The sequence below is a fragment of the Streptococcus sp. Z556 genome (genome assembly GCF_053010225.1).
The window spans coordinates 50,452-63,207 of the sequence record NZ_JBRKNU010000004.1 but is presented as its reverse complement, the minus strand read 5'-3'; the positions used below and the strand labels follow the sequence as shown (position 1 = coordinate 63,207).

Genomic DNA, 12,756 nt, shown 5'->3' with positions numbered 1-12,756 from the left:
CTTTTGATATAAGGAGAGATAAATGACAAAAAAACAACTTCACCTAGTGATTGTGACAGGGATGAGTGGCGCAGGAAAAACCGTAGCCATTCAGTCCTTCGAGGATTTGGGGTATTTCACGATTGACAACATGCCGCCAGCCCTCTTGCCAAAGTTTTTACAGTTGGTCGAAACCAAAGATGATGACCACAAACTGGCTTTGGTAGTGGATATGCGTAGTCGTTCCTTCTTCTCGGAGATTCAGGCTGTTTTGGATGAATTGGAAAACCAGGATGAATTGGATTTCAAAATTCTCTTTTTGGATGCAAAAGATAAGGAATTGGTGGCCCGTTACAAGGAAACCAGACGGAGTCACCCTCTAGCAGCGGATGGTCGGATTTTAGACGGCATCAAGCTGGAGCGTGAACTCTTGGCACCTTTGAAAAATATGAGTCAAAATGTAGTGGATACGACAGAACTCACTCCGCGTGAATTGCGTAAAACCATTGCTGAGCAATTTTCGGACCAAGAACAAGCCCAGTCTTTCCGTATCGAGGTCATGTCTTTTGGATTCAAGTACGGCATCCCTATCGATGCGGACTTGGTATTTGATGTCCGTTTCTTGCCAAATCCCTATTACCTACCAGAACTGCGCAATCAAACGGGGATGGATGAGCCAGTCTACAACTATGTCATGAAACATGCAGAATCAGAAAGTTTCTATCAGCACTTGCTTGCCTTGATTGAACCCATTTTGCCAAGTTACAAGAAAGAAGGCAAGTCTGTTTTGACCATTGCAGTGGGATGTACAGGTGGACAGCACCGTAGTGTTGCCTTTGCCAAACGAATCGCAGAGGACCTAGCTAAAAACTGGTCTGTCAATGAAAGCCATCGTGACAAAGACCGAAGAAAGGAAACGGTAAACCGTTCATGAGAAAACCTAAAATAACGGTGATTGGTGGAGGAACTGGTATCCCCGTCATTTTGAAAAGTTTGCGGGAAAAGGATGTTGAGATTGCAGCCATCGTAACAGTCGCCGATGATGGTGGATCTTCTGGTGAGCTAAGAAAGAATATCCAACAACTGACACCGCCTGGAGATCTTCGTAATGTTTTGGTGGCCATGTCGGATATGCCCAAGTTTTATGAGAAGGTTTTTCAGTACCGATTCTCAGAAGAGGCTGGCGCTTTTGCTGGTCATCCCCTAGGGAATCTCATCATCGCAGGCCTTTCTGAAATGCAGGGATCTACTTACAATGCCATGCAGCTACTAAGTCTTTTTTTCCATACAACAGGGAAGATTTACCCATCAAGTGACCACCCTTTGACGCTACATGCAGTCTTTAAAGACGGTTCTGAGGTGGCGGGTGAGAGCCATATTGCAGATCATCCAGGCATGATCGACCATGTCTATGTGACCAATACCTTGGATGATGAAACACCACAAGCCAGCCGTCGAGTAGTCACTACTATTCTCGAGAGTGACATGATCGTCTTGGGGCCTGGTTCTCTCTTTACATCGATTTTACCCAATATCGTGATCGAAGAGATTGGACAAGCACTCTTGGATACCAAGGCAGAGATAGCCTATGTCTGCAATATCATGACCCAGCGTGGGGAAACAGAGCACTTTTCAGACAGTGACCATGTGGAAGTCCTCCATCGCCATCTAGGTCGGCCTTTTATTGATACAGTCTTGGTCAATATCGAAAAGGTACCTAGAGAATACATGGATACCAACCGTTTCGATGAATATTTGGTACAGGTGGAACATGATTTTGCTGGTCTCTGCAAGCAGGTTCCTCGTGTGATTTCTTCCAATTTCCTTCGTTTGGAAAATGGAGGAGCCTTCCACGATGGGGATTTGATTGTGGATGAATTGATGCGAATTATACAGGTGCGAAAATGAGTTTTACAGTTGCAGTAAAAGAAGAAATTCTTGGTCAGCACCATCTCAGTCGTCATGAACTATCAGCCATCATCAAGATGTCTGGCAGTATTGGTCTCTCGTCTTCGGGCTTGACCCTGTCTGTTGTGACTGAAAATGCCAAGTTAGCTCGGCACCTCTATGAGTCCTTTCTCCATTTTTATGAAATCAAGTCAGAGATTCGTCACCATCAGAGAAGCAATCTTCGCAAGAACCGTGTCTATACGGTCTATACTGACGAGAGGGTGCAGGAGCTTTTAGCTGATTTGCGGCTTGCGGATTCCTTCTTTGGTTTGGAGACGGGCATCGATCCTGATATTTTAGCAGATGAAGAAGCAGGTCGTGCTTATTTATGTGGGGCCTTTCTGGCAAATGGAAGTATCCGTGATCCTGAGTCTGGCAAATACCAGCTGGAGATCAGTTCTGTTTATCTGGACCACGCCCAAGGACTGGCCTCTCTTCTTCAGCAGTTTTTGCTGGACGCCAAGGTCATTGAGCGCAAGAAAGGTGCAGTTACCTATCTCCAGCGTGCAGAAGACATCATGGATTTCTTGATTGTGATTGGGGCCATGCAGGCGCGTGATAATTTTGAGCGCGTCAAGATTTTGCGTGAAACACGTAACGATCTCAATCGAGCCAATAATGCCGAGACAGCTAATATCGCTCGAACGGTTTCTGCCAGCATGAAAACCATCAATAATATCAGTAAAATCAAAGATAGAATGGGCTTGGAAAATTTACCAGTGGATTTGCAAGAGGTGGCTCAGTTGCGAATCCAGCATCCAGACTACTCTATCCAGCAGTTGGCAGATAGCCTGAGCAATCCCCTGACTAAAAGTGGTGTCAACCACAGACTCAGAAAAATAAACAAGATCGCAGATGAACTATAAAACCACGGATTAGTTAATCCGTGGTTCTTTTCTTATAAACTGGTTGAGTGTTTGGGTTGTACTTTTTGGTCAGGGTCGATGTAGTTGATAGCATTGTTAACAGCTGTAGGTGCTTCTCCAAGTCCTGTGGCAATCAAATCAATCTTTCCTTCATAATAGCAGCAGTCTCCGATAGCGTAAATACCCGCTTGGCTGGATTCTTGCTTGCTATTGACGATAATCTTGTGTCGGTTGAGATCCAGTCCCCAGTTTTTAAGATTTCCGACAGAAGACTTGAAGCCGTAGTTGACAAAGAGGTGGTCTACCTCAATCGTTTCGGCTTCATCCGATTTGACTTTTGTGATTTCCAGTTTATCAAGTGTTTTTCCATTTCCAAGGAGTTGGCTAGGAACGAATGGTGTCTTGATAGTCACAGATGATTCTTGCAGGGCTTGCACACTGTGTTCCAAGGCGCGGAAGTTATCTCGACGGTGAACGAGAGTAGTTGGGGCAATTTTTTCGAAAGCCAATGCCCAGTCAACTGCTGAGTCCCCTCCACCAAGGATGGTCACTTTCTTACCAGCGTATTGCTGGATATTGGCAACGTGGTAGTGGATATTTTCATAGTTTTCGACGCCATCTAATTCGAGCGGACGCGGTTTAAAGGCACCGCCACCCATGGCAATGATGACTGTTTTAGTCAGGTGTCTTCCCTTGTTGGTTGTAATGCTAAATCCTTCATCTTGTTTCTCAATCTCAAGAACGGTTTCGTTGAGATGAACAGGTGTATCAAAGCCATCTAGCTGCTCAAGTAAACGCTTGGTTAACTCTTCTCCAGTTAAGTTTGGAAAACCTGGCACATCAAGGATTTGCTTTTCAGGGTAGAGGATGGCAGGCTGACCACCGAGCTGGGGAAGAGAGTCGATGATTTGGACTTTGGCTTGGCGTAGGTGGGCGTAAAAGGCAGCAAAGAGGCCGACAGGACCACCACCTACAATGGTAATATCATAGAGTTGAGACATGATTTCTCCTTCGTTTTTTCTAGTCAGTTTATTTTATCATAATTTTGCTTAATTTAAAATGAAGTAGGATGGGGAAAAAATGAGTAGAAAATGGTATAATAGTACGGAAAGTGTTTTGACAGGGAGGAGGCCAGGGATGAATTTTCAACAATTATCCAATTTGCAATACTGGACGAGTTTGTTTTCAAGTCCTTGGACGATAGTCATCAATCTGATTGATATTTTGATTGTGACTTATATTTTGTACCATTTTACCAAAGCGATTGCAGGGACTAAAATCATGATATTGGTTCGGGGAGTTTTGGTCTTTATTCTAGGTCAGATTCTGTCCAATATGATTGGCTTAACGACCATTTCATGGTTGATCAATCAGATTATCACCTACGGGGTCATCGCAGCGGTGGTTATCTTCTCGCCAGAGATTCGGACTGGTTTAGAGAGATTAGGTCGAGCTACTGATTTCTTCTACAATGCCCCTATTAGTGCGGAAGAGCAAATGGTTCGTGCCTTTGTCAAATCAGTCGAGTACATGAGTCCGCGTAAGATAGGTGCTCTGGTTGCTGTTCAGCGAGTGAGAACCTTGCAGGAATATATCTCTACTGGAATTCCTCTAGATGCGAAAATCTCATCCGAGTTATTGATTAATATCTTTATCCCTAATACTCCCTTGCACGATGGTGCGGTCATTGTCAGAGAAAATCGGATTGCCGTAACTTCAGCCTACCTACCCCTGACTGAAAATACAGGAATTTCCAAGGAGTTTGGGACACGCCACAGGGCGGCGATTGGTTTGTCAGAAGTATCGGATGCTCTTACCTTTGTGGTTTCTGAGGAAACAGGTGGGATCTCAATCACCTATAATGGAGTCTTTAAGCATGATTTGACCTTGGAAGAGTTTGAATCTGAATTGAGAAGAATCTTACTTCCAGCATCAGAGGAAAAGAACGGTCTGAAAGAGCGTTTGTTAGGAGGATTGAAACATGAGAAAAAATAGTCTTTATATTATTTCTTCCTTCTTTTTCGCCTGCATCCTCTTTATCTATGCGACTTCTACAAACTACCAGAATAGCAATAGTGCTAGGCAAGTGCGGACAGAAACCTATACCAATACGGTTCTTAATGTCCCAATCGATATTCAATATGATAGCGACCAGTACTTTATCAGTGGTTTTACATCTGAGGTTACTGTCTTCCTAACTGGATCAAACAGAGTTGCTTTGGCGAGTGAGATGCAGGAAAGCACTCGAAAATTCAAGGTCAAAGCTGACTTAACCAATGCCAATGTAGGGACCATTGAAGTTCCTCTAACCATTGAAAATTTACCGAGTGGTTTGACCGCTGTTGCAACTCCGCAAAAGATAACAGTCAAGGTTGGTAAAAAAGCAAAACGAGACAATGTAATCGTTGTGCCTGAGATTGACCCTAGTCAGATTGATTCTCGTGTGAAAATTGATACAGTCACTGTGTCAGATGAAAAAGTAACGGTTATTAGTGACGAGGAAACTCTCTCTAGAGTAGATCGTGTCATTGCCATCTTACCGACTAGTGAACGGATAACAGGTAACTATTCAGCCTCTGTTCCTCTACAAGCAGTCGATAAAAATGGAAATGTCTTGCCAAGCGTCATTATGCCATTTGACACTACAATGAAAATTACAACCAAGACAGTATCGTCTAGCTCGAGTTCTTCGTCAACGACCTCATCAACAGGGTCCTCGACTAGCAGCTCGTCTTCAACGAGTTCAGAAACAAAACCAGACTCGTCTAAACAAGAATAAATAAAAAAGTAGAAAAGGATGATTAACAAAATGGGTAAATATTTTGGGACCGATGGAGTCCGTGGAGAAGCAAACGTAGAACTGACGCCAGAATTGGCCTTTAAATTAGGACGTTTTGGTGGTTATGTTCTTAGTCAACATGAAACGGAAGCCCCTAAAGTCTTTGTAGGACGTGATACACGTATTTCAGGAGAAATGCTAGAATCTGCCTTGGTGGCAGGTCTTCTATCAGTAGGGATTCACGTCTACAAACTCGGTGTCCTTGCAACACCAGCAGTAGCTTATTTGGTTAAAACTGAGGGAGCTAGTGCGGGTGTCATGATTTCAGCGAGTCACAACCCAGCCCTTGATAATGGAATTAAGTTCTTTGGTGGGGATGGTTTCAAACTTGATGACGAAAAAGAAGCAGAAATCGAAGCCTTGCTTGATGCTACAGAAGACACTCTTCCTCGTCCAAGTGCTGAAGGCTTGGGAACCTTAGTGGACTATCCAGAAGGTTTACGTAAGTATGAAGGCTACCTTGTTTCAACTGGAACTCCTCTTGAAGGAATGAAAGTGGCCTTGGACACTGCAAACGGTGCAGCATCTACAAGTGCTCGTCAAATCTTTGCAGACCTTGGGGCTCAAATAACTGTTATCGGTGAGACACCAGATGGTCTTAACATCAACTTGAATGTGGGTTCTACACATCCAGAAGCTCTTCAAGAAGTGGTCAAAGAAAGCCAGTCAGCTATTGGTTTGGCCTTTGACGGAGACAGTGACCGTTTGATTGCTGTTGATGAAAATGGTGACATCGTCGATGGTGATAAGATCATGTATATCATCGGTAAATACCTTTCTGAAAAAGGCCAGTTGGCTCAAAACACCATTGTGACAACGGTTATGTCTAACCTCGGCTTCCATAAGGCCTTGGAGAGTGCTGGCATTAACAAGGCAGTGACTGCTGTTGGTGACCGCTATGTCGTTGAAGAAATGAGAAAATCAGGCTACAACCTTGGTGGTGAACAGTCTGGTCACGTTATCTTGATGGATTACAATACAACTGGTGATGGTCAATTATCAGCTGTCCAATTGACTAAAATCATGAAAGAAACAGGTAAGAGCTTGTCTCAACTAGCATCAGAAGTGACAATTTACCCACAAAAACTGGTCAATATCCGAGTGGAAAATGCCATGAAAGAAAATGCCATGGAAGTACCAGCCATTAAAGCTATCATCGAAAAGATGGAAGAAGAGATGGCAGGCAACGGCCGTATCCTTGTCCGCCCAAGTGGAACAGAACCCCTCTTGCGTGTCATGGCAGAAGCACCAACAACAGAAGAAGTCAACTACTATGTAGATACGATTGCTGCTGTTGTTAAAGATGAAATCGGAATTGACTAAAGCCTAGAAAACTAGATGAAATGATAAAAATGTGGTACAATTGCATAGTAAATTGTAGCAAAGGGAGAGAAAAATGAATCTTAAAAGAGAACAAGAATTTGTTAGCCAGTATCACTTTGATGCTCGTAACTTTGAATGGGAAAATGAGAATGGAGCCCCTGAAACCAAGGTAGACGTGAACTTTCAGTTACTCCAACACGACCAAGAAAACCAAGTGACTTCGCTAGTTGTTATCTTGAGCTTTATGATTGTCTTTGACAAATTTGTCATCAGCGGAACAATTTCCCAAGTCAACCATGTGGAAGGTCGTATTGTTAATGAACCAAGCGAATTTAACCAAGAAGAAGTTGAAACTCTGGCACGTCCATGTTTGAACATGCTCAATCGTTTGACGTATGAAGTAACAGAAATCGCCTTGGATCTTCCAGGGATCAATTTGGAGTTTTAGTCATGAAATTAGCTGTCATTACAGATTCTTCCGCCTATTTAGAGGAGAAGACGCTGCAAAGAGAGAATCTATTTATCTTGGATATTCCTGTCAATATTGATGGAGAAGAGTATGTCGAAGGTGTCAATCTGACTGCTGAGGAATTTTATCAAAAAATGGCTCAGTCTGCTGAATTGCCTAAGACCAGTCAACCAAGTATTGCTAAATTGGATGAGATTCTAAGTTCCTTGAAAGAAGAGGGCTATAGCCATGTCTTGGGGCTCTTTCTTTCGTCAGGGATTTCAGGTTTTTATCAGAATATCCAATATATGTTAGACGAGTATGAAGATTTGACCATTGCCTTTCCTGATACCCATATCACAAGTGCTCCTCTAGGATTTATGGTAGAGAGTGCCTTTGAATGGGCAGAACAGGGCGATGATTTTGCTCAGATTCAGGAGAAATTGGCTATCCAAATCGCTGATAATTCAGCCTTTATCATAGTAGATGACCTTGATCACTTGGTTAAGGGAGGACGTCTATCAAATGGGGCTGCCATCTTAGGAAATCTTCTCAGTATCAAGCCCGTTCTTTACTTCAATGACCAAGGTGTGATTGAAGTTTACGAAAAAGTTCGTACAGAGAAAAAAGCAACCAAACGTTTGGTGGAAATCATCAAAGAGTTGACAAAAGATGGGGACTATCGTATTACAGTCATTCATGGTAATGCACCTCAAAAGGCGGCAGATTTGCGCCAACTCTTGATTGAGAGTGGTGTGAATTCTGAGATTCCAATTGTCAGCTTTGGTAGTGTCATTGGGACCCACCTTGGAGAAGGCAGTATTGCCTTGAGCTATACGCCAGTTGTCTAGAATGTTCTGGGCAGCTAACGTCCTTTGTATCTTAGACAGGAGTAGAGATGAGTATTCGAGTAATTATTGCCGGTTTTAAGGGAAAGATGGGTCAGGCCGCTTGTCAGATGGTCTTGGCTGATCCTAACGTGGACTTGGTCGCAGTTTTGGATCCGTTTGAGTCTGAGTCAGAGTGGCAGGGAATTCCTGTCTTCAATGATAAGGCTGCCTTGGCTGGTTTTGAAGCGGATGTCTGGGTGGATTTCACCACACCAGCTGTTGCCTACGAAAATACGCGCTTTGCCCTTGAAAATGGCTTTGCTCCTGTCGTAGGAACAACAGGCTTCACTAGTAAAGAAATTGCAGAACTAAAAGCATTTTCCCGTGAACAAGATTTGGGTGGCTTGATTGCCCCTAACTTTGCCTTGGGAGCTGTCTTGCTGATGCAATTTGCGTCCCAGGCTGCCAAATATTTCCCAAATGTGGAGATTATCGAGCTTCATCATGACAAGAAAAAAGATGCTCCGAGTGGAACAGCCATTAAAACAGCTGAGTTGATGGCTGAAGTTCGGGAGTCTATTCAGCAAGGTGCGCCTGATGAGGAAGAATTGATTGCAGGTGCCCGTGGTGCTAATTTTGATGGTATGCGAATCCATTCAGTCCGTCTACCAGGCTTGGTTGCCCATCAGGAAGTCATCTTCGGCAATCAGGGAGAGGGATTGACACTCCGTCATGACTCCTATGATCGCAGCTCCTTCATGACAGGGGTCAATTTGGGAATCAAAGAAGTTGTCAAGCGTCATGAGCTTGTCTATGGATTAGAACACTTATTATGAGATTAACACAAATGCCTTCTGAATTTCAGAAGGCTTTACCAGTATTAGAAAAAATTAAAGAAGCAGGTTTTGAAGCCTATTTTGTTGGGGGCTCTGTTCGAGATGCTATCCTCAATCGTCCCATCCATGATGTGGATATTGCGACTTCTTCTTATCCAGAGGAAACCAAGCAGATATTCTCTCGCACAGCCGATATCGGAATTGAGCATGGAACGGTCTTGGTTTTAGATGGGGACGAGGAGTATGAGGTAACCACCTTTCGGACCGAAGATGTCTATGTGGACTATCGCAGACCCAGTGCGGTTTCCTTCGTGCGTTCACTAGAAGAAGACCTCAAGCGCCGTGATTTCACAGTCAACGCTTTTGCCTTGGATGAGACAGGTGAAATCATCGACTTGTTCCATGGTTTAGAAGATTTGAAAAATCAAGTCTTGCGAGCAGTTGGAGTGGCTAGTGAGCGTTTCAATGAAGATGCTTTGCGTATCATGCGTGGTTTTCGTTTTCAGGCCAGTCTTGGTTTTGAACTTGAGCGAGAAACTTTCGAAGCTATGAAATCCTTGACTTCGCTCTTGGAGAAGATTTCTGTGGAACGTACCTTTGTTGAATTTGACAAACTCTTGCTTGCACCTTTTTGGCGTGTTGGCTTGTTTTCCATGATTGAGAGTCAAGCTTATGATTACCTCCCTGATATGGCAGACAGTCGAGAAAAGCTTCAAAAATTGTTTGATTTAGAGGCGGATTTCACCTTTGAGTCTTCTGAACAAGCTTGGGCGGCTCTCTTGTGGGTACTGGAAATTGAGGATGCTCAACCATTTTTGAAGCATTGGAAGACCTCACGCCAATTTGCAAAGCAGGTTCAGGATTTGCTGACTATTTTGGCTCTACGAGAAGAAGGAGAGTTGAGCAAGCGTGATTGTTACCGCTTTGACTTGGATTCCCTTCTACAAGCTGAACGTCTTCGTCAAGCCCAAGGGAAAGAAGTCAATTCACAAGCTATCACAGAAACTTACCAAAGTTTGACCATTCATGACAAGAAAGAAATCCAGATTAACGGTGGTATTTTAATCAAGGAATATGGTTATCAGCCAGGTCCAGATTTGGGAGATATTTTAACTGAGATTGAGTTTGCCATTGTCGATGGTGACTTGGAGAATGACCGTGATGCCATTCATACTTACCTGAGGGAGAAAAAATGAGTGATTTTATCGTTGAAAAACTAAGTAAATCCGTTGGTGACAAGACCGTTTTTAAGGATATTTCTTTTATCATCCATGATTTGGACAGAATCGGTCTCATTGGTGTCAATGGAACGGGTAAGACCACTCTGTTAGATGTCCTTTCTGGTGTTTCTGGCTTTGACGGGGATGTCAGTCCTTTTTCTGCTAAGAATGACTATAAGATTGGCTACTTGACCCAGGATCCGGATTTTGATGATAGCAAGACAGTTTTGGACACGGTTCTGTCCAGCGACCTCAAGGAAATCCAGCTCATTCGTGAGTATGAGTTAATCATGCTTAACTACAGTGAGGACAAGCAAGCTCGTTTGGAACGGGTCATGGCAGAGATGGACTCTCTCCAAGCCTGGGAAATTGAAAGCCAGGTCAAGACGGTCCTCAGCAAGCTGGGTATTCAGGACTTGTCGACTCCAGTTGGTGAATTGTCAGGTGGTCTAAGAAGACGGGTTCAGTTGGCGCAAGTTCTTCTAGGAAACCACGACCTCTTGCTTCTGGACGAGCCGACCAACCATCTGGACATTGCGACCATTGAGTGGCTGACCCTCTTTTTGAAAAATTCTAAGAAGACAGTTCTCTTTATCACCCATGATCGTTATTTCCTAGATGCACTATCAACACGAATTTTCGAGTTGGACCGAGCAGGCTTGACCGAGTATCAGGGAAATTATCAGGATTATGTTCGTCTCAAGGCTGAACAAGATGAGCGTGATGCAGCACTTCACCACAAAAAAGAACAACTCTATAAACAAGAATTAGCCTGGATGCGCAGACAACCACAGGCACGTGCGACCAAGCAACAGGCCCGTATCAATCGTTTCCACGATTTGAAAAAAGAAGTTTCAGGTGGCGTTGCTGAAACAGACTTAACCATGAACTTTGAAACCAGTCGGATTGGGAAAAAAGTCATCGAGTTTCAGGATGTTTCCTTTGCCTATGAAAACAAGCCAATTTTGCAAGATTTTAATCTCTTGGTGCAAGCCAAAGACCGTATCGGAATCGTTGGGGATAATGGTGTGGGGAAGTCAACTCTGCTTAATCTCATTGCAGGGAGTCTTGAGCCGACTAAAGGTCAAGTTATCATCGGTGAGACGGTTCGCATTGCCTATTTCTCTCAACAAATCGAAGGCTTAGACGAGAGCAAGCGCGTTATCAATTACCTGCAGGAAGTAGCAGAAGAGGTAAAGACCAGTGGTGGTTCTACGACTTCCATCGCTGAGTTGCTGGAGCAGTTCCTCTTCCCACGTTCGACGCATGGAACCCTGATTGAGAAATTGTCTGGTGGAGAGAAAAAACGCCTTTATCTCCTCAAATTGCTTTTGGAAAAACCAAATGTTCTTCTTTTGGACGAGCCGACCAATGATTTGGATATTGCGACTTTGACAGTCTTAGAGAATTTCTTGCAGAGCTTTGCAGGTCCTGTCTTGACAGTTAGCCATGACCGTTATTTCTTGGATAAGGTAGCGACCAAGATTCTCGCTTTTGAGAATGGCAAGATTCGTACTTTCTTTGGTCATTACACCGACTACCTTGATGAAAAAGCCTTTGAAACTGATATGGTCAATCAAGTGCAAAAGGCTGAAAAGGAGAAAGTGGTCAAGGTCCGTGAAGACAAGAAACGCATGAGCTACCAAGAAAAGCAGGAGTGGGCAAGCATTGAAGGTGATATTGAAGCCTTGGAAAACCGTATTGCTGCTATTGAAGAGGAGATGCAGGCAAATGGCTCCGACTTTGGTAAACTAGCGACTCTTCAAAAAGAGCTAGACGAGAAAAACGAAGCACTCCTTGAAAAATACGAACGCTATGAATACCTAAGTGAGTTGGCATGATGGAAGAAAAAATCATTAAATGTAGTCCCAAGAAAATCATTTGGAATGCCTTGTTTGGCCTAGCTTCGGTGCTTTTCTTCTTGTTACCTCTCTATTATCTCCATTCGTATTCGCAAAAGGGGACGGGACTTCATACGGTAAGTCTTTTGTTGATGCTGTTTGTACTTTTTTGTGCTGGAGTAGTCATTTATCAGACATACAGACTGTTAAGTTCCGATAAGGAATATTTGAGATGTACAGTTAAGGGGTTTTACTACAAACCGAATCCAAAGAAACCCAGTCATTTCTACGCTTGGGCTGATGTAGAGGAATTTTCCTTCTCTCGGATTCGAGGGAAGTATAGGGATTCCTACCGGATTGAAGTTGATTTTAAAAACAAGGAAAATGCGAAATCCCAATCACTTATAGTCCTACTGAAGAGAAGGTGTTTCCCTTTTCATCCGTCAGCAGATTTGATCATCCCTATCTTTCTACTAGATGTAGGTCTTCCTGAAAGGGTATACGAGACCATGAAGTACTATGAAAGAGAATGGCGTATCGAACAAAATCGTCAAGCAAGAAAACAGACAAAACAAGCTTCGAAAACCAGATCTTCCAAATAGCTATAAGCCCGTTTAGTTTAAA

General features: G+C 43.5%; 13 protein-coding genes. 12 read left to right on the top strand and 1 reads right to left on the bottom strand.

The window, feature by feature from the left end; all coding sequences use genetic code 11:
- The first annotated feature begins 22 nt into the window (after positions 1–22).
- Genes rapZ through whiA form a run of 3 tightly spaced genes read left to right on the top strand, consistent with a single transcriptional unit; the run spans position 23 to position 2,795 of the window.
- Entirely contained in the window at positions 23–913 is an 891-nt protein-coding gene (gene rapZ, locus ACVC7S_RS05830) for an RNase adapter RapZ (RefSeq protein ID WP_447266510.1), read from the top strand.
- Positions 910–1,887, top strand: a complete 978-nt coding sequence (locus tag ACVC7S_RS05825) for a YvcK family protein (RefSeq protein ID WP_447266509.1) — start codon at positions 910–912, stop codon at positions 1,885–1,887. Before rapZ ends, ACVC7S_RS05825 begins: the two co-directional genes overlap by 4 nt.
- Positions 1,884–2,795 carry a DNA-binding protein WhiA gene (whiA, locus tag ACVC7S_RS05820; RefSeq protein WP_447266508.1) on the top strand — a complete coding sequence of 304 codons (912 nt, stop codon included), beginning with the start codon at positions 1,884–1,886 and terminating at the stop codon, positions 2,793–2,795. The genes ACVC7S_RS05825 and whiA overlap by 4 nt, the downstream gene beginning before the upstream one ends.
- A 32-nt stretch (positions 2,796–2,827) precedes the next feature.
- Here the strand turns inward: whiA and ACVC7S_RS05815 are convergent, their stop codons facing one another.
- Entirely contained in the window at positions 2,828–3,796 is a 969-nt protein-coding gene (locus ACVC7S_RS05815; protein WP_447266507.1) for an NAD(P)/FAD-dependent oxidoreductase, read from the bottom strand.
- A 136-nt stretch (positions 3,797–3,932) separates the two neighbouring features.
- On the opposite strand from ACVC7S_RS05815, the gene cdaA reads away from it, so the two are divergent.
- The 9 genes from cdaA (at position 3,933) to ACVC7S_RS05770 (ending at position 12,734) form a co-directional block, all read left to right on the top strand.
- Entirely contained in the window at positions 3,933–4,790 is an 858-nt protein-coding gene (gene cdaA / locus ACVC7S_RS05810; RefSeq protein ID WP_447266506.1) for a diadenylate cyclase CdaA, read from the top strand.
- Positions 4,777–5,574, top strand: coding sequence for a CdaR family protein (locus ACVC7S_RS05805; protein ID WP_447266505.1), 798 nt, complete (start codon positions 4,777–4,779; stop codon positions 5,572–5,574). Before cdaA ends, ACVC7S_RS05805 begins: the two co-directional genes overlap by 14 nt.
- Before the next feature lie 30 nt (positions 5,575–5,604).
- Positions 5,605–6,957 carry a phosphoglucosamine mutase gene (glmM, locus tag ACVC7S_RS05800; protein ID WP_447266588.1) on the top strand — a complete coding sequence of 451 codons (1,353 nt, stop codon included), beginning with the start codon at positions 5,605–5,607 and terminating at the stop codon, positions 6,955–6,957.
- A 73-nt stretch (positions 6,958–7,030) separates the two neighbouring features.
- On the top strand, positions 7,031–7,405 hold the full coding sequence (locus ACVC7S_RS05795; RefSeq protein ID WP_001050092.1) for a DUF1149 family protein: 375 nt from the start codon (positions 7,031–7,033) through the stop codon (positions 7,403–7,405).
- A 2-nt stretch (positions 7,406–7,407) separates the two neighbouring features.
- Entirely contained in the window at positions 7,408–8,256 is an 849-nt protein-coding gene (locus ACVC7S_RS05790; RefSeq protein WP_447266504.1) for a DegV family protein, read from the top strand.
- 47 nt (positions 8,257–8,303) lie between these two features.
- Positions 8,304–9,071 (top strand): 4-hydroxy-tetrahydrodipicolinate reductase, encoded by a 768-nt coding sequence (gene dapB, locus ACVC7S_RS05785; protein WP_447266503.1) that lies wholly within the window; start codon positions 8,304–8,306, stop codon positions 9,069–9,071.
- On the top strand, positions 9,068–10,267 hold the full coding sequence (locus tag ACVC7S_RS05780; RefSeq protein WP_447266502.1) for a CCA tRNA nucleotidyltransferase: 1,200 nt from the start codon (positions 9,068–9,070) through the stop codon (positions 10,265–10,267). Before dapB ends, ACVC7S_RS05780 begins: the two co-directional genes overlap by 4 nt.
- A complete protein-coding gene (locus ACVC7S_RS05775) occupies positions 10,264–12,132 on the top strand; it encodes an ABC-F family ATP-binding cassette domain-containing protein (protein ID WP_447266501.1) in 1,869 nt (622 codons plus the stop codon). Before ACVC7S_RS05780 ends, ACVC7S_RS05775 begins: the two co-directional genes overlap by 4 nt.
- On the top strand, positions 12,129–12,734 hold the full coding sequence (locus ACVC7S_RS05770; protein WP_447266500.1) for a hypothetical protein: 606 nt from the start codon (positions 12,129–12,131) through the stop codon (positions 12,732–12,734). The genes ACVC7S_RS05775 and ACVC7S_RS05770 overlap by 4 nt, the downstream gene beginning before the upstream one ends.
- Positions 12,735–12,756: the final 22 nt, after the last annotated feature.